The sequence below is a fragment of the Nocardia amamiensis genome, assembly GCF_015477605.1.
Lineage (GTDB): Bacteria > Actinomycetota > Actinomycetes > Mycobacteriales > Mycobacteriaceae > Nocardia > Nocardia amamiensis_A.
Genome location: NZ_JADLQX010000008.1, coordinates 214,599 through 233,301, shown reverse-complemented (window position 1 = coordinate 233,301; position 18,703 = coordinate 214,599). Strand labels below are relative to the sequence as shown.

General features: G+C 69.9%; 8 protein-coding genes. 2 read left to right on the top strand and 6 right to left on the bottom strand.

The window, feature by feature from the left end; genetic code table 11:
• Window positions 1-81: 81 nt before the first annotated feature.
• Window positions 82-1,329 carry a TetR/AcrR family transcriptional regulator gene (locus tag IU459_RS13790; protein ID WP_195129900.1) on the top strand — a complete coding sequence of 416 codons (1,248 nt, stop codon included), beginning with the start codon at window positions 82-84 and terminating at the stop codon, window positions 1,327-1,329.
• A 78-nt stretch (window positions 1,330-1,407) separates the two neighbouring features.
• On the opposite strand, the gene IU459_RS13785 is transcribed toward IU459_RS13790, so the two are convergent.
• The 3 genes from IU459_RS13785 to IU459_RS13775 form a co-directional block, all read right to left on the bottom strand.
• On the bottom strand, window positions 1,408-1,617 hold the full coding sequence (locus IU459_RS13785) for a hypothetical protein (RefSeq protein ID WP_195129899.1): 210 nt from the start codon (window positions 1,615-1,617) through the stop codon (window positions 1,408-1,410).
• 298 nt (window positions 1,618-1,915) lie between these two features.
• Window positions 1,916-2,182, bottom strand: a complete 267-nt coding sequence (locus IU459_RS13780; RefSeq protein WP_324198859.1) for a hypothetical protein — start codon at window positions 2,180-2,182, stop codon at window positions 1,916-1,918.
• A gap of 6 nt (window positions 2,183-2,188) precedes the next feature.
• The gene (locus IU459_RS13775) at window positions 2,189-2,377 is read right to left on the bottom strand and encodes a hypothetical protein (protein ID WP_195129898.1); all 189 of its coding nucleotides are present in this window, start codon (window positions 2,375-2,377) and stop codon (window positions 2,189-2,191) included.
• 257 nt (window positions 2,378-2,634) lie between these two features.
• Between IU459_RS13775 and IU459_RS13770 the strand changes: the two genes are divergently transcribed.
• Window positions 2,635-3,978: a helix-turn-helix domain-containing protein gene (locus tag IU459_RS13770; protein WP_195129897.1), complete on the top strand. Its 1,344-nt coding sequence runs from the start codon at window positions 2,635-2,637 to the stop codon at window positions 3,976-3,978.
• Window positions 3,979-4,040: 62 nt separating this feature from the next.
• On the opposite strand, the gene IU459_RS13765 is transcribed toward IU459_RS13770, so the two are convergent.
• The 3 genes from IU459_RS13765 to IU459_RS13755 form a co-directional block, all read right to left on the bottom strand.
• Entirely contained in the window at window positions 4,041-4,259 is a 219-nt protein-coding gene (locus tag IU459_RS13765) for an MbtH family protein (protein ID WP_195129896.1), read from the bottom strand.
• 67 nt (window positions 4,260-4,326) lie between these two features.
• Window positions 4,327-17,238 (bottom strand): non-ribosomal peptide synthetase, encoded by a 12,912-nt coding sequence (locus tag IU459_RS13760; protein WP_195129895.1) that lies wholly within the window; start codon window positions 17,236-17,238, stop codon window positions 4,327-4,329.
• Complete coding sequence (locus tag IU459_RS13755) at window positions 17,238-18,653, bottom strand: hypothetical protein (RefSeq protein ID WP_195129894.1); 1,416 nt, start codon at window positions 18,651-18,653, stop codon at window positions 17,238-17,240. The genes IU459_RS13760 and IU459_RS13755 overlap by 1 nt, the downstream gene beginning before the upstream one ends.
• Window positions 18,654-18,703: the final 50 nt, after the last annotated feature.

Genomic DNA, 18,703 nt, shown 5'->3' with positions numbered 1-18,703 from the left:
TAGTTGTGACCTGCAGTTCATTCCTTCCCCAGATGTGGAAACATCACTGAACCAAGTGACCGGTTGGGCTACCATCGCGACATGGGTGCCGAGGAACGCCGCGCTGCGGACAGGGCGGCGGGCGAGAAACCGGCACGGGAGATCCGGCGACGACCGCGCGATCGCCGCGCCCAGATCGCGGCGGCATCGGCGGAGGCGTTCGGCGCGCTGGGCTATCACGGCGTCAGCATGGAGGACATCGCCTCCCGGCTCGATATCAGCTCCGCCGCGCTCTATCGCCACTACCCGAGCAAGTACGCGCTGTTCCGCGAGGAAGTGCTGCGGCTGGGCGCGGTCAGCCGAGCGGCGGCCGAGCTGCCGGACACCGCGGACGGACTACCCGCCGAGCGCAGGCTCGAGCGGGTACTCGACGCCCTGATCGCGGCCGCCATCGCCAATCGGCGCAGCGCGGCGCTACTGCGCTGGCAGCGCCGCTATCTGGCCGACGCCGACGCGGCCATCCTCTCCGAACAGCTCGCGAGCATGAACGCGGCGCTCATGTCGTTGCTGGCCGAAACCAGGCCCGTGCTGAGCAAAGCCGACCGCGCCGTGCTCGCGGCGGCCTTGCTGAGCGTGCTCAGCAGCATCGGCGATCACCACGTCGCGATTCCGGTCCGCGCCTTGACCGCGCGGCTGACCGAGGCCTGCCGGACGATCGCCGGTTGCACCCTGCCGCCCGGCGGCGGCGAAACGGAAAGTCCTACGGTTAACGAGATTCCGTTGATATTCACCCACGAGCTGCTGCTCGTGCGCGCGGTGGAGCTGTTCCATCAGCGCGGCTATCCGAACGTCAGCGTGGAGGACATCGCGACCGCCGCGGGACTGCCCACCTCCTCCGCGGTGTACCGCTTCTACCGCGGCAAGGGCGATATTCTGGCCGCCGCGTTCCGCCGGGCGGCCGATCGGGTGTCGGCCGCCATCGGACCCGCCGTCGCGGCCGCCGAAACGCCTGAGCAAGCGCTGAGCACGCTGGTCGAACTGTACGTGGCCGGTTCGTTCGCCGAGCGGGAGCTGACCTTCGTCTACTACGCCGAGATCAGCAACGTGCCGCCGGAGGAGCGCACCGTGCTGCGCAATATCCAGCGGCTCAATGTCGAAGAGTGGGCCAAACTGCTCGGCGCGGCGCGTCCGGAGCTGTCCGCCGCCGAGTCGCGCCTACTGGTGCACGCCGCACTGGCGCTGGTCGTCGACCTGGGCGAGCGCTTCGGCTCGCACGATCCGGCATGCGCACGGCTGCGGGTGGTCCGCCTCATGCAGGTCATCCTGTTCGGCCGGACCGTCGCTGGATGACCGCTCACCGCGCCGTTCAGCAGACCGCCCACGTCGCGCGTGGCCGGAGCCCCGCGCCCCCGGCCGGACCCGAGTGAATCATCGGTCCAGGTACAGCCTTTCGTTCGGCAGCCGGCGCAGGCCGGCCGGCTGGTCCGGAACCACTGTGACGGCGCCGTCGAAGTATTTCTCACGCCATTCCTGGATGAAGGTGGCGGCGGCACTGATGCAGGCGATGTAGTCGAACCGTAGGCCGTGGAGGAAGACGCTCAGGTGGACGTCTGGCTCGGTAGGACGAGGACTGGTCATCGATTGCCGCCTCGGAGGTCTCGGATCCGTTGCGGGTCATGATGATTGCGGCGACGCGGTCGGCGCTGGAAATACGGTCGCAGTGGCGGCACAGGGGCGCGGCGATGGCGGCGCTCGGGCGGCCTGCTACCGCCTACCGGCTCGACGCACCATCGCGACAGTCCTCGTATCTCCACCCCGCGTGGAGATACGAGGACTGCGGCGTGATCGGGATTCCCTCACAACAACCCCGAGCAGTCCGAGCACGGATCCGCGAATGAGTTCGGCCGGATCGCCTTCGACCACCTCCGCGCAAAGGTCAGCGCGAGTACCCGTCGGCCCGGTTGTCGGGCACCACGCGCCCGGATGCGACCAGGGTGCGGAACGCCGCTTGTTTACGTGGGCAGGCGTCCGCGCGGCAGGGCAGATGGCACTGCATCACTTGGTGCGCTTGTTCGATGGTGAACGGCTTGTCGGGTGGCCGGTGGGCGTCCGAGGCGCCGCTGTGCGGCAGACAGGAGCCGACGGCGATGATCGCGGCCACCAACAGCAGGCATGCGCTGAGCATGGCCAGCAGCGGTTCCACGGCCGATCACTGGTCAGCGGCCTGCCGGAGACAGAATGCGGAGGCGGCTAGGTACTGGCGGCAGCTCGCGCCGTGCCCGCCGTGCACGGCGCGGATGAACCGCGCGCGGTCGTAGCTCAGCCCGAGCGGTTCCTGCGCGCAGTCGCGGCTTTGTACCAGCCACAATTCCCGGACATCCGAGTGCAACACGTCCATCGTTCACCTCCACAAGTGCGTGCACCCGGCACCGAGAAGGCGCCGCCGGAACCGCGCTCGACACGGATGGATCGGGCCGTGTCGGGACCGTGCGCCGGGTTCCGGGCAACGGGCGCCCTCGACAGGGTTTGGGCGTGACCCCCGATGCCGGGTGCAGATTCAACAGTGCGCGTTGCGATTCGGTAGATAACAGTCCCTAATGCGGTAATTGCGAGTACTTTCCGTTTGTATCGTCCTGGAGCAAGGAAGCGAGACCTATGGTGGAGGTCGACTGGACGGGCGAAGCAGTACATGCGCTTCGCACGGCGATGAAGCGAAGCCGTTACGAATTCGCGCGTCTGGTGGGCGTCACCCCGCGCACCGTGGTCCTGTGGGAGAACGGCCGGACAACCCGGATGCACGCTGCTAGCCAGCGTCTTCTCGACAGGGTCGTGTCAGAAGCCGATGCACTCGCCGTCGCGCGATTCGAGCGCGCGATCACAGCCATGGGGAAGTCGGCCTCCGACCGCGAAAGCGCCGATCCGGCGCCCGAAAGGCAGAGCAAGCTCGGTAGGGAAATCGGGCTCGACAAGGAAGTCGAGGAAGACGACGTGAGAAGGCGAGAACTGCTGGCCTGCATCGGTGCAGGCCTGGCAGGCCAGGCGGCGGACCTGGTGGCAAGCGAACCGGAGCGGATGCTCGCGACCCTCGACGCGGGGTCGATCAGCGAGCGGCGACTGGTGTTCCTGGAGCAGTCCGCCGAGGTACTCGGCACGCGGGTGGTGCAGGTGCCGCCGCACGAGCTGCTGCATACCAGCCTGGAGCAATTCCGCATGGTCCGCGGCTGTCTCGGCGCACGGCAACCCACCCATCAGCAGGTCCGGCTGGTGCGCACCGCGGGCAGGCTGGCGAACGTGGTCGGCGAGATCCTCTTCAACGAAGGGCATTTCGGCCAGGCTCGCATGTGGTATGCGACCGCGATCCACGCCGCACAGGACATCGGTGATCGCTATTCGGAAGACATCGCCTTGGCCGGCCTCGCGTATTTGCCGACCTATAGCGATAAACCAAAGGAAGTTTTGCAGTTACTCGACGGTCGTTTGCAAGAAAATCCGTCGTACGGCGCGGCGGTCGCATGGTTGTGGGGAATGGCGGCGCGCGCTCATGCCAGTCTCGGCCACGCCGATGAATTCGCGCGCTGTATCACCCGATCGGCAGCGGCATTGGACGACGTCGGCCCGGAAGACCTCTCGGTCGGTATTTTCTCTTTTCGCCCCGAGAAACTCGCCTTTTATCAGGCGATCGGATATTCCCGGCTCGGCCGGGCCGACGAGACCGCCGACGCCGCGGCCCGCGCGATGGCGCTGTACGACCCGTCGGAGACCATGGAACCCGCCTTGGTCCGCTTCGAGCACGCCACGGCGCTGCTGGCCTCGGGAGAGGTCGACGAAGCCTGTGCGGTGGCGACCGGCGCGATCACCAACGCGCGCACTTACGTCGGGCTCACTGTCACCCAGCGCGCCAAGCAGTTCGACGCGGCGTTGGGCGGCCTGCGCACGAGAGCCGTCACGGACTGGCGGCAACAAGCCCACGCGGTGATCGACTCCCGCACCAAGGCGTGAGACGAGGCGGGCGCGCCGGTCGACAAGGTGTGTGAACCAGCGCGCCCCGCGGATTCAGATAATCAGTTCGCCTCGTTGGACATCGCGTCGATGAGCGACTTGGGACGCATGTCCAGCCAGTGGTTCTCGACGTACTGCAGACAGGCCTTGCGGTTGGCGGCGCCGTAGGCGATGGTCCAACCGCCGGGGACGGCGGCGAAGACCGGCCATAGGGAGTGTTCGCCCTCCGCGTTGATCAGGACGTAGAACTTGGCGTCGTCGTCGTCGAACGGGTTGTTCATTCGGTTTTCCTTCTTCCTGGTCGGGTCAGGGTTCGGGGGGATCCAGGTGGCTCGCGTGTGCCTCTCGTCATGAAGCGGTGTACGCGGAGTCCTTTCGCTCGCTGGGGCGCGGCTCGCCCGCACCGGACAGATCGATGTCTTCGACCACCCGGTCCGGAGCGGCGGTCACCGCGACCAGCAGGCGGATGAAGCGGGCGCCGAAAGCCTCGACGGTGCGGGCGTCGAACAGGTCGGTGGCGTAGGTGTAGCGCAACACCTCGCCGACAACTGCTAGGCTCAAATCGAAAGGCGTTGTGGCGTAGTCGAATTCGTACTCCGACAAGGTGACCCCGGCCATGTCCGCAGTGGCCGGCGCAAGGTCTTGGAACAGCAGCGCGACCTGGAACAGCGGATGCCGCGCCTGCGGACGCGGCGCGTCGAGCGCCTCGACCACGCGCTCGAAAGGCACGTCGGCGTGGGCGAATGCGTCCAGATCGTGGTCGCGGACCCGGCGCAATATCGCGGCGAAGGTGTCGGAGGCCGATACCTCGGTGCGCAGCACCAGGACGTTGCCGAACGGGCCGACCAGATCGTCCAGCGCCGCGTCGTCCCGGCCCGGAATAGCGGCGCCGATGGCGATGTCGGTCGTGCCGGACAAACGCGCGAGCAAAGCCGCCAGCGCCGCGTGCATCACCATGAACGGGGTCGCCTCGTAGCGGGCGGCCACCGCCGCGATGGCGTCGCGAACGTCCTCCGATAGTGCGAGCGTCGCGCTCGCCGCGGCGTGGGAAGCGACGGCGGGACGTGGGCGGTCGGTGTGCAGGCCGAGTTGTACGGGCAATCCGCGCAGTGTTTCTCGCCAGTACCGCAGCTGGCGCGCGGCTATCGAATCCGTGTCGTGTGCGGCGCCGAGCACTTGGTGCTGCCACAGCGCATAGTCGGCGTACTGCACATCGAGTTCGGGCCAGTGCGGCGCGGTGCGCGTGGCGCGGGCCCGGTAAGCGGTAGCGAGGTCGCGGACGAGCACGCCCATCGAGAAGCTGTCGGCCGCGATGAGGTGGGCCACCAGCGCCAGCACATGGTCGCGGTCGGAGTTGGTGATCAGGCCGACGCGCAGGGGCGCTTCCGCGGTCAGCTCGAACGGACCGGCGACGAACTCGCGCAGCGCGTCCGTCGTGTCCAGCGAGTGGATCTCCCACACCGGGGCGGGATCGAGAATGTGCTGATAGCTGGTGCCGTCGAGGTCGGGATACACGGTGCGCAGCGTCTCGTGCCTGCCGACCACGTCACCGACGGCAGCGGCGAGCGTGTCCGAGTCGAGATAGCCGGTGAGACGTACCACCACCGCGAGGTTCTGCGCGGCGCCGGGCGGAGCGAATCGGTTGCGGAACCACATACGCTGCTGCGCGGGCGAAAGGGGAACGCGTGCGGGGCGCGGCCGCCGTACCAGCGCAGGCTTGCCGCCGGTGTCGACGAGTCGTTGGGTCCGCACGGCCAGCGTGGCCACAGTGGGCGCCTCGAACAGCATTCGTGCGGGGATCTCGACGTCCAATTCGGCGCCGAGCCGTTCCGCAACCTGGATCGCGAGCAGCGAATCGCCGCCGAGGGCGAAGAAGTCGTCGTGGACACCGATCCGCTCGACGCCGAGCGACCGCGCCATGATCCGCGCGACGGTCGCCTCGGCGCGGGTGGCCGGAGCGCGGTAGGCCGCGGGCATCGGGGCGGGCAGCGCGCTGCGGTCGAGCTCGCCGGAACTGCCGACCGGCAGGCGATCGAGCACGACGAATGACGCGGGCACCAGGTGGGCGGGTAGCTCGGCACTCAACGCGGCGCGCACGTACTCGGTGTCGAACCTGCGTGGCGCCCGCGGGACCACATACGCGACCAGTTGGTCGCCCGCCTGCCCGTCCGAGTGGACGAGCACCGCCGCCTGAGCGATCGAGTCCAGTGCCACGAGTGCCGACTCGATCTGGTCCAGCTCGATGCGCAGACCGCGGAAGGTGGCGCGGCCCAGCCGGTTCAGTTCACCGCTCGCCGTCCAGGCCACCAGGTCACCGGTGCGGTACATCCGCTCACCGGGCGCACCGAACGGATCGGCCACGAAACGATCCGCGGTCAGATCAGGACGCGCCACATAGCCCCGAGCCAGCTGCGCTCCCGCGAGGTACAGCTCACCCGCGACCCCGACCGGCACCGGGTGCAGCCGCGAATCCAGCACGTACACCTGCGTGTTGAACACCGGAGCGCCGATCGGCACCGACACCACGTCGTCCTCGGTCACCTCGTGACAGGTGACATCCCCGGCGGCCCCGGCCGGCCCGTACAGGTTGTGCACCCGCGCTCCGATCACCTCTCGCGCCCGCTGCGCGACAAGCGCGGGCAGCGCCTCCCCCGACGTGAAGACGTTGCGGAGCGTAGTGCAGTCCGCGGCGCGTGGGTCGGCCAGCAATGCCCCCAGCATTGGTGGTGCGAAGTGCGCCATGGTGACGCGCTGCTCGGCGATCACGCGGGTCAGATAGGCGGCGTCGCGGTGCCCGTCCGGCCGCGCGACCACCAGCTTCGCACCAAACGCCAAGGGCCAGAACAATTCCCAGGCAAACGCAGCGGCAGTGGCCGGGGACTCGAGCAACACCACGTCGTCCCTGGACAGCGGATACACGGACTGCATTCCTGTGATACGGTTCACGATCGCCGCGTGCGGAATCGCCATACCCTCGGAGCGGCCGGCCGGTTCCGAGGTGAAGATCACATGCGCGGTGTGGGCCGGTCGCGGCGCGCCGAGCCGGTCCAGCGCGGTCAACGGCTCGGCGGAGTATCCGCGCAGATCGAGCCGATCGAGCCGGACCTGCCGCGCCTCGCCCGCATCCAGGTCGAGACCCGAGGTGAGCACGCATACCGGCCGCACCGTCCGCAGCACGTCTTCCAGTTGCTCGGTCGAGTGGGCTGGGTCGAGCGGGACGTACGCGCCACCGGCGAGAGTGATCGCGTAGATCCCGACCACGAGGTCCAAGGAGGGTCGCATGCCGAGCGCGACCGGCGCGTCCGGGCCGACGCCCGCTCCGGCCAGCCAGCGCGCCAGACGCCGCACCCGGGCGGCGAACTCCGAGTATGTGAGCGTCGCGTAGCGACTCGTTGGGGGGTGGTGGTCGGGTGACGGGTGGGCCGGCGTCCACCCCTCGACCGTGACCGCGGGCGCGTCCGGCGTCCGGACCACCTGTGCTTCGAACAGCGAGATCAGGGTGGCCGTGGGATCGACCGGCGCGGCGGTGTCGTTCCACCGGTCCAGCACCAGCATGCGTTCCGCGGCGTCCAGCAGGTCCAGGTCGCCGACGCGCACCGACTCGTCGGACACCACGGTCCGCAGGACCCGCGTGAAGCGGGCCGCGAACGCATCAGCCGTGGCGCGGTCGAACAGGTCGGCGGCGTACCGCAGCACGCCGCGCAACGTGGTGCCTGCGTTCTCCTGGTGTTCGGCGAGTTCCATGGCAAGGTCGAACTGCGCGACGGGGTTGTGGAAGGGGTAGGCCGACACGGTGAGCCCGGGCAGGCGCAGGGCCGCGTCATCACGGTGCTGGAAAGTCAGCATGGCCTGCACGACCGGCGAATGTGACTGGGAACGAGGGGGCTCCAGCTCCTCCACGAGCCTGGCGAAGGGCAGCTCGGCATGTGCGAAGGCGCGCACGTCGATCTCGCGGACCCGGGCGAGCAGCTCGGCGAAGGACGCGTCTGTCGCGACCGGAGTGCGCAGCACAACGATGTTGTCGAACATGCCGACCAGATCGTCCAGCGTTTCGTCGCCGCGCCCCGTGACGGTGGTGCCGATGGCGACGTCGTCAACCCCCGTCAGCCGCGCCAGCAGCGTCGCGAAGGCGGCGTGCAGAACCATGAACGTCGAAACACTGTGCCTGCGGGCAAGCTCGGCGATCGAACCGGTCAGTTCGGCTGGGACCGCGATCTCGATGGTGGCGCCACGTCCGGAGGCCACCGGCGGTCGCGGACGATCGGCGGGCAACTCCAGCACCGGGCGGAGTCCGGCCAGTTCGGCTCGCCGATAAGCGATCTCGGTCGACAGCGTCGACGACGGGTCGTCCGCTGCGCCGAGCGCGTCGAGCTGCCAGAGCGTGAAGTCCGCGTACTGCACCGGCAGCGGCCGCCACTGGGGAGTGCTACCGGCCAGGCGGGCGGTGTAGGCGGTCATCAGGTCGCGGACCAGTGGCGCGGCGGAGGCGCCGTCCGCCGCGATGTGATGGATCACGACGACCAGCACGTGATCGTCTTGGTCGATGCGCAACAGGCTCGCCCGCAACGGAACCTGGTTGCACAAGTCGAAACCGTCAGCGATGGCGGCCAGCACAGCGTCGGACAAGTGCGGTGCGGTCACCGTGATCGGATCCAGGCTCGGCTCGGGCACGTCATGTCCTGGCAGCACCACCTGGGCGGGGCCGTCCGCATCGGCGGGGAAGACGGTGCGCAGCGTTTCGTGGCGGACGACCACGTCACGCAGGGCGGCGCGCAGCGCCTGGTAGTCGATCGCGCCGGTGAGGCGGATGGCGATCGGAATGTTGTAGACACCCGAGTCCGGATCCAGCCGGTGTAACAGCCACATCCGGGTCTGCCCAGGTGACAGGGGAATTCGCGTGGGCCGCTCGCGCGGCGACAACGGCGTACCCGGCTCCGCCGACGGCGCGACCCGGCGCGCCAGCTGGGCCACGGTCGGTGCCTGGAACACCTCGCGGACGGTCAGCGCGCAGCGCAAGGTCGCGTTGACCCGGGCCACCAGCCGCACGGCCAGCAGCGAATCGCCGCCGCACGCGAAGAAGTCGTCGTCCGCACCGATCCGCGCCACGCCCACCAGCTCGGCGACCAGCGTGGCGAGCACCGCCTCGGCCCCTTCCCGCGGCGGCCGGAACCGCACTGCGGTCGCGCCGCATTCGAAGTCGCCGCGCCCCACATATTCCAGTGCGCCGTCGCGGTTCCAGCGCACCAGATCACCGGTCCGGTACATCAACCGGCCCGGCACGCCGAACGGGTCGGCGACGAATCGTTCCGCGGTGAGCCCGGGGCGGGCGTGATAGCCGCGCGCCAGCTGGCCGCCCGCGACGTACAGCTCGCCGGTGACACCGATCGGCACCGGACGTAACCGAGTGTCCAGCACGTAGGCCCTGGTGTTCCAGCACGGGCGACCGATCGCCGGTCTCCGGCCGGATGCGATGTCCGCGTCGGTGAACTCGTGAGAGATCGCGGAAATCGCCGTCTCGGGCGCGCCATAGGCGTTGTGCAGCAAGCCGCTCACGCTGCGGCGGAGCGCGGCGAGCAGAGCCGGGGTGAGCGCCGCACCGCCGCAGCGCAGATGCCGGAGCGAGCGCAGCGCGTCGCCCATCCCCTGACCGATCAGCGCGGCCAGCATCGACGGCGCGTAATCGGCGATGGTGATTCCGTGTTCGCGCAGCAGCCCCGCGACGTATCCGAGGTCCAGGCGCCCACTCGGCCGCGCGATCACCAGCGGCGCGCCGACCGCGATGGGTAGGAAGCACTCCCACCCCGACACCTCCGAGGTCAGTGGAGCGTGCTGCAAGATGCGGTCGGACGCGGCGACTCGGTAGCGGAATTCGAACCAGCGCAGTTGGTTCAGGATCGCGCGGTGGGTTACCGCGACGCCCTTCGGAGGCACGGTGGCGCCTCCGAATAGCACGTAGGCCGTGTTGTCCGGGCGCGGGACGGCGATCCGCTCCGCGTCCGACACCGGTCCCTCGGCGACGCCGCTCAGGTCGAGATCGGCGAGGTCGATCACCGGCACACTGTCCAGGCTGGGCAGCGCCGCACCACCAGCCGTCAGCACCAGCCGCGGCGCGGCGCTCGCGACGACCCGCGCCAGGTGATCGTCGGAATGCGCCGGGTCGATCGGCAGGTACGCCCCGCCCGCACGAACGATCGCGTACATCGCCACGAGCATGTCGATCGAACGCGATGCGGCCAGCCCGACGATGATCTCCGGGCCGACACCCAACCCGATGAGTGCGCGGGCCAGCCGGTTTACTCGGGAGGCGAACTCCGCGTAGGTAATCGCGGAGTCCTCGTAACGCACGCCGATCTCGTCGGGCGTGGCCGCCACGCGGGCGGTGAGCAGGTCGTCCAGCGTCTCGGCGGGCAGGGCGTGAATGGTGGCGTTGTGGTCCGACAGCAGCATTCCGCGTTCCGCCAGCGACATCAGCTCGACATTGCCCACCAGGACGCGGGCGTCGCGAACCATGGCGCGCAGCACACGTTCGAACGCGGCGAGGAATCCGGCGACGGTCGGTGCGTCGAACAGGTCGAGCGCGTAGCGCAGCTGCACGTCGATGCCGTCCGGCGCGCCATCGGCGGTGTAGCGGTCGGTCAGCGTCCAGTCCAGGTCGAGGTGGATCGGCGCCGGTCCGACCGGATAGGCGGCGATGGCCAGGCGCTGCAGCCGGAACTCCGGGGTGAGCTCGTTCCGCAACGTCAGCGCGACTTGGTACAGCGGCGTGTGCGCCTGCGAGCGGACCGGGTTCACCGCCTCGACGACCTGCGCGAACGGCACCGCGGCATGGTCGAACGCGGCCAGGTCCGTCGCGCGCACGGACGCGAGCAACTCGGCCAGGCTCGCGTCCTGGCGGACCTCGGTGCGCAGCACCAGCGTGTTCACGAACGTACCGACCAGGTCGTCCAGCGCGTCAGCGCCGCGTCCCTCGACCGGCGTACCGATCACCACGTCGGCGCCCGCGCCGTAGCGGCTCGCCAACACGGCCAGCGCGGCGTGCAGGACCATGAACGGAGTCAGGTCGTGCGCGGCGGCGAAATCTCGGATCTGCTGGTGCAGAGTGGCATCCAGCTGCCCGGTGAGCACGCCGCCTCGGTTCGTGGCGACCGCGGGGCGGGGCCGATCCGACGGGAAGGTCACCACCTCGGGCAGCCGGGCCAGGCGATCGGTCCAGTAGGCCAGCTGTCCGGACAGCACGGAGGCCGGGTCGTCGGGTGAACCGAGCGCGGCGCGCTGCCAGATTGCGAAATCGGCGTACTGGACGGGCAGCGGTCCCAACGCCGGGGCGATGCTCGCGCAGCGCGCGACGTAGGCATTGGCCAGGTCCCGGGTCAGCGGGGCGAAAGACCAGACGTCGGCCACGATGTGGTGCACGACGAACAGCAAGACGTGGACCTGCGCACCAATAGGCGCTTCGTCCTCGACGCGCCACAGCCGAACACGCAGCGGCACCTCGGCGGTCACATCGAAACCGGCTCGCGTCGCCGCGCCGACGAGTTCGGAAACCTGCGCCGCGGGCACCGGCCGCGCGACCAGCTCGACCAGCTTCGTCCCGGCGGGAAGCACCACTTGCGTTGCCACGCCGTCGTGTTCGGGGTAGAGCGTGCGGAGGGTCTCATGCCGTGCGATCACATCGGCGACGGCCGCCTCCAGGGCAGACACATTGAGCGCCCCGGTAAGACGCAGCGCGAACGGGATGTTGTATCCACCGCTCGCGGTATCGAACCGATTCAGAAACCACAAGCGCTGCTGCGCGATCGATAGCGGCGTCGGCCCGCCGCGCTCCCGCGGCGTGAGCGGCGGCAGCACCGCGGCGTTGCGTTCGCTCGGCGGCGAAACCACGGGTCCGGCCTCGGTCGACGGCAGCACGTCCGGCCCGGCCCCCACCGAGGAAACCGCCGCCCCCTCAGCCTCGCTCGACGGCGAGGCCACCCGCCCACTCCCAGTCGGCAGCGACACAGCAGGCGCGCCGCCAACCGGCAACGGTCCACTTCCGGCCGACCGCGACACGACTGTCCCAGTCCCACTTGACGACAACGCGACCGGCCCACCCTCGCTCGGCAGCGCCACACCCTCGACCCCAGTCGGCACCGACACAACGGGCGCGCTCCCACCAGACGGCAACGCCACCGCCGCGGGCTCGCTCGCCACAGGTCCGCTCTCACGCCGCAGCGACCTAACGGATCCAGTCTCAACCGGGGCTGACGCCACCGGATCAACCTCGCTCGGGGACGGCACAGGTCCGGTCTCCACCGGCGACAACGCGACCGGCCTGCCATCGGTCGGCGGCGCGACAGTTGCGACCTCGATCGGCCGGTTGACGGTGATCCGCCGCGCCAGCGCGCGCACCGTCGGCGCGTCGAAGATCGTGCGCACCGCGACATCGGCGCCGGTGGCCTTGCTCAGCCGCGCGGCGAGCTGGATCGCGCTGAACGAGTCGCCGCCCAGGGCGAACAAATCGTCGTCGGCGCCGACCTCGGTCACTTCGAGCACAGCCGCGAATGCCTGGGCGACAAGTGTTTCCACCAGTCCAGCCGGAGCCTGGAACATCGGCGGTTCGAAGGCGGGCGCGGGCAGGGCTGTGCGATCCAGCTTCCCCGAGGCGTCCACCGGGAAACTATCCAGCACGACGAAAGCCTCCGGCACCAGGTAGCCGGGAAGCCGCTCGGCCACTTGGTCCCGCACCGTGGCGGTCTCGACCATCCCGGTCGCCACCAGGTAGGCGACCAGTTGCTCGCCCACGCCGCGATCATCGCGCACCAAGACGGCAGCCTGCCCGATGCCGGGTACCGCGAGCAGGGCCGCCTCGATCTCACCGAGGTCGAGGCGCAGGCCACGGATCTGGGCCTGAGCGTCGGCTCGGCGCAGGAACTCCAGCTCGCCCGCGGCGGTCCACACCGCCAGGTCGCCGGTGCGGTACATCCGCTCGCCCGCCGGACCGAAGGGATCGGCGACGAACCGGCCACCGGTGTGTGCGGCGCAGCCCAGATAGCCCCGCGCCAGCTGGGCGCCCGCCAGGTACAGCTCGCCGGGCACCCCGACCGGCACCGGCCGCAGCCGTGCGTCCAGCACGTAGGCCCTGGTGTTCCAGATCGGCCTGCCGATCGGCACGGTCTCGAAGTCGGCGTCGGAGACCTCGTGGAAGGTCACCTGCACCGCCGCCTCGGTCGCTCCGTAGCCGTTGTGCAGCGCCGCGCCGGTCAGCGCGCGCATCCGCTGGGCGACCGCGCCGGGCAACGCCTCACCGGAGCAGAACACTTCCCGCAGCGACGGGACCTCGACCGCCTGGGCAACGAAGGCAGCGAGCATGGACGGCACGAAATGCGCCACCGTCACGCCTTCGCTCCGGATGAGCCGGGCCAGGTAGCCCGGGTCCCGATGACCGCCCGGTCGCGCCAGCACCATCCTGGCGCCGGCCTGCAAGGGCCAGAAGAACTCCAGCACCGATACGTCGTCGGCGCCGGGCGCCTTCTGCAGCAGCACGTCTCCGGCCCCCAGCGCCGCATACGCCGACTGCATCCAGTGCAGCCGATTCACGATGGCGCCGTGACTCATCGCCACGCCCGGATAGCCCGAGGAGAACGACACGTACGCGGTGTTCGCCGGACGCAACGGCGCCCGCCGATCGGCGTCGGTGAGTGGGCCGCCCGGATAGCCGGACAGGTCGAGCCGATCGATCCGTATCTCCGCGGCAGCGCAATTCAGGCCGGACCCGTCGGTGAGCGCCAACACGGGCGTCGCTACGGCGAGAATATCCTCGGCGGATTGGCTGGGGTCCAGCGCAATGTAACCCCCACCCGCTTCGATGACCGCGTATATGCCGACCACCAAGTCGAACGGATGCCGGATACACAACGCCACCAGCGATTCCGGTCCCACCCCCTGCGCGATGAGATACCGTGCCAGGCGGTTTACCACCCCGCCGAATTCGGCGTACGACAACGTCGTCCGGTCGAAGGTGATCGCGGGCGCATCCGGCGTCCGGGCGGTCTGGGCGGCGAAAAGTGAAGCCAGCGTGACGGATTCCGCTATCGGATGCGCGGTGGCATTCCACTCGTGCAGGATCCGCGCGCTCTCCGCGTCCGACAGAAGCTCGACGTCTCCGATGCGGACGTCCGGATTGACTGCCACGGCGACGAGCAATCTCCGGAATCGGGCCACGTAGGACTCGGCCGTCGCGGCGTCGAACAGATCGGTCGCGTAGCGGAGGCTTCCCGATAGCCCCGCCGATCCGGCCTTCTCGCCGACCACCAGGTGCAAGTCGAATTCCGCTCCCGCGGCGGCCATCTCGACCGGTCGTACCGACAGCCACGGCACCTCCAGCGCCCTGCCGACGATCGCGGGCGCCACGGCCTCGAAGCTGAACATCACCTGGAACAACGGGTGCGCGCCAGAAAGCCGATCCACCCGCATGGCATCCACCAGGCGCGCGAACGGCAGATCGGCGTTGGCGAACGCGGCCGAATCGCCCTCCCGCACGTCCGCGAGCAGCGCGGTGAACGAAGCGTCCGGGGCAACCCGCGTGCGCAGTGCCAAGGTGTTGTCGAACAAGCCGACGAGCGCGTCGAGCGCAGCGTCCCCGCGCCCGGCGACCGGCGAGCCGATCACGATATCGGCACTGCCGCTCAGCCGCGCCAGCGTAGCGGCGAACGCGGCGTGCAGCGTCATGAACAGCGTCGCGCCGCCGCGCCGGGCCAGCGCACGCAGACCGGCGGTCACCTCGGGCGGAATCGTGAAGTCCACGGCCGCGCCGCGTTGCGACGCCACGGCGGGACGCGGCCGATCGGTCGGCAGCGGCAGCTGCGCGGGCGCGCCGTCGAGCACGTCGCGCCAGAAGCGCAACTGCTGGTAGGCCAGGTCACCCGGGACGTTCTCGGCCCCGAGCAGCTCCGCGTGCCACAGGCGGTAGTCCGCGTATCGCACCGGCAGCGGGTCCCACTGCGGTCGTCTGCTGGTCAGCCGGGCCAGATAGGCCTTGATCAGATCGGTGACCAGCGGAGCCACCGACTCGGCGTCGGCCGCGATGTGGTGCACGACGAAGACCAGCACGTATTCGTCACCGATGACGCCCCGCGACGCGTCCCCTCGGTCGACCGCCAACAGCGCCACCCGCGACGGCAGCTCGGTGGTCAGATCGAATCCGGCGCGGACGATTCCGGCCACGGCATCGTCCAGGGCGGCGCGGCTGATCGGCACCGCGTGCAAGCTCAGGCCGATGTCGGCGGCGTCGAGGACGGATGGGTAAGGGCCGCTGTCGGTCTCGGCGTAGACCGTGCGCAGCGTCTCGTGCCGGGCCAGCACGTCGAGCACGGCGCGCTCCAGCGCTTTGATATCCAGCCGTCCGGTCAATCGGAGCACGATCGGAAGGTTGTGGACGCTGTCGGCGCCGTCCTGGCTCTCGATCCGATTGAGGAACCACAGCCGCCACTGCGCGGGCGAGAGCGCGATCGACTCCGGCCCAGGGCGGAACAGCGGAGGCGTGGCGGCACCCAATTGCTCGCCGGCGATGGCGACGCCGTTCGCCGTGGTGGCGTCGAACAGCGGTTGCGCTGGAATCCGCCCGCCGACAGGCTTACCCGTGCCTGCGATGACCTGGGTGCTGTCCGGCGAAGCGGCCTCACCCGGGTACAGCAGCTCGCCGTCGTGGCTCCAGCGGACCATTTCGCCGGTGCGGTACATCCGCTCCCCTGGCGGCCCCTCCGGGTTGGCCACGAATCGCTCGGCGGTCAGACCAGGGCTGGTGACGTAACCGCGGGCCAGTTGCACACCGGACAGGTAGAGCTCGCCGACCGCACCTCGTGCCACCGGCCGCAGGTGGTCGTCCAGCACCAAAAGCTCGGTGTCGTCCGCGGCGGCACCGATGGGCACTCGGGCGACGTCCGCGGCGGTCACCTCGTGGGCGGTCACGTCGATCGCGGTTTCGGTGGGTCCGTACAGGTGGTACAGGGTCGCGCCGCTGAAGTCGCGGAAGGCCGCCGCCGTCGCGGCCGGTAGCTCCTCGCCGGAAGCGAAGACCATCCGCAACGAGTCCAGCGCCACCGCGTGCCGATCGGCGAGGAACACCGCGAGCACTGACGGCGCGAAATGCGTGACGGTGACGCCGCTCTCGCGGATCACCCGGGCCAGGTGAGCCGGGTCGCGCTGCCGGTCCGGCGCGGCGATGACCAGCCTCGCGCCGACCGACAACGGCCAGAAGAACTCCCACACCGACACGTCGGCGGTGCACGGTGTCTGCTGCAGTACCACGTCGTCGGCCCGTAGCCGGAACATTCGCTGCCGCCAGTGCAGGTTCGCCACGATCGACCGGTGCGACACGGCCACACCCGCCGGCCGTCCGGTCGAGTCGGAGGTGACCATCACGTAGGCGATGTCGTCGGCCGACCGGGCGACCGCGGGAGCGGCCGGCGCGGGCAGAGCCTCGAGCCGATCGATCCGCAGTGTCGGGACATCCGCGCCGAACTCGGGCTCGTCCCAGGTGGTGGTGAGCACGACCGCCGGCTCGGCGACCCTGAGCACGGCGGCGATGCGATCGGCCGGTTCGCCGGGGTCGATCGGCAGATACGCGCCACCCGCCTCGATGATCGCGTACATGCCGACCAGGAGGTCGAACGAGTGCCGAATGGCCAAGCCCACCAGGGTCTCCGGCCCGACGCCGAGCGCGACCAGATGCCGGGCCAGCGCGGTGACCCGGCTGCCGAATTCGCCATACGTGAGCGTCGCGGAGCGGCTCGTTGAGGGGTGGTGGTCGGGCGTCGGGTGGGCCGGGATCGCGCCCGCGTATTCGAGCGCGATCGCGTCCGGTGTCCGGCGCACCTGCTCCTGGAACCGGCTCAGCAGCGTCTCGACCGGCGCGGTCGCGGACAGGGCTTGGCGCGCCGCCATGCGAGCGTCGTCGACGAGCGCGTCCAGTACCGCGCCGAGCGCGCCCTCGCCCGATTCGAGCAGCGTGGGAAGCGCTCGGGAGACGACCACCGGGACCAGGTCGTCCGGCCCGAGTTCCGGGTTCATGGCTTCGGACAGCGCCGCGAGTTCGGCCGCCAGCGCCGCATAGGTGACGAGGACTTCGTCATGGCGCAGCGCAACCCGCCACGGCTGCAACTCGGCGACGGTGGTGATCTTGGCGGGTAGGTCGTCGATGCCATAGGGACGGCGCGGGTTCGCGTTGTCGCCGGCGGGCTTGGCGCCGATCAGGCCGGACCCGGCCGAGTCTGCATGCGTCATCAGCGGTTTCCTTCCGAGTCGACAACCAGCGCCGAGTGGGCGAACACCGCCTTTCCGGCGGCGTACCCGCAGGCCATGCGGGCGGGTCGCCGATGATCGGTGGCCGGGGCGAGTAGACCGGCTGCCACCGGTCGCCAGAAGGCGAGTCGGCGCCCCAGCAGGTCGGCCGGATCGGTTGTTTCCCCGGGCAATTCGTGCCGCCCGACGCGGTGGTGCCGTTCGACCACGGCTCGCCACTCGGGCGCGCGTCCTCCTGACCTGCCAACGCAGGCGGGCAGCAGGTTCAGCAGCGCAAGCGAGCATCTGTCGGCGGCGAACCGGCATAGCACCGGGGCGAGGGCGTTCTCATGGGCGCCGATCGCGGAGCGTGCGGCGTTGGTGATGACGCGCAGCAAGCCGGCGAACCGGCGCGCGTAGCCCGCGACGATGGCGGCGTGGACGAGAGGCGTGGCGGTAGGGAACCCCGCTTGAATTCCCGCCGGTGCCGAACCTTCCCCGAGTCCGGCACCGGCGGGGTTCTCGGTGACCGCGAGCTGGAGATCCAGCGTGGTCGCTCCGGTGTCCAGGGTACTGGGGGACACCGACAGTTCGGGCAGTTCGAACGCGATTGCCTCGGGGTTGTCGACGGTGAGTGGCACCTCGACGGCATCCGCTGGGCCGCGCGATCCCAGCACGAACGAAACGGCGTGGCTAGCACTAGAGCGCTGGACCGGATCGCGCGACCGGAGGCGCTGCCGCGCGGGAGACAGTGGAACCAGCGGCGGCCGTGGCCGTGCCCGCAGCTGCGCGACCAAGGACGCGCCGCCGGATCCACCGGCCCGCTCGACGAGTTCGCCGTGGTCGGCCACCGCGCTTGCGGTGGACACAGCGCGAACCCCGAGCGGGCAGTTCGGTTCGGCGGCCGTCCGGGCGAGCTCGGTCGCCAGGGAGCTGGTGCCGCCGGGTGTGCAGTAGTCGTCGTCGCGGCCGGGTCGCTCGTTACCGGGCACCTGCGCGACCGCTCGTGCCACGGCGGTCACGACCTCGGTGTGATCCGGCTCGGGCCACGTATCCCACGGCATCGGATCATCGGAACGGCTCATCGAATCATCCGACCGGCTGTCCGGACGATGACGGGAGTCGGTCCTGAACCGGGCCACCGGCAGTCCCGATGGCGCCATGTCGCCCTGGGCGAGCTGTACCCCCGACAGATACAGCTCACCCGGTGCCGCGACGACCGATACCGGCCGCAGCCGTGCACCGAGCGTGTAGTGCCCGATGCCGAGCACCTGCGCGCCGATCGGCACCGAGAGAGTATCGGTGCCGGTCTGCACTCGCAGCCCCTGGGCGAGCGCGACGCCCGGTGCCGCGCCGGAGGCGAGCAGCAGCGAGGTCCGGCGCGCGACCTGCTGGCCGGCGAGCTCCGCACCCTGCACCAGAGCCTCCTACATTTGGCGAAACAACCGCTGTCCGACTGCTTTTGGGC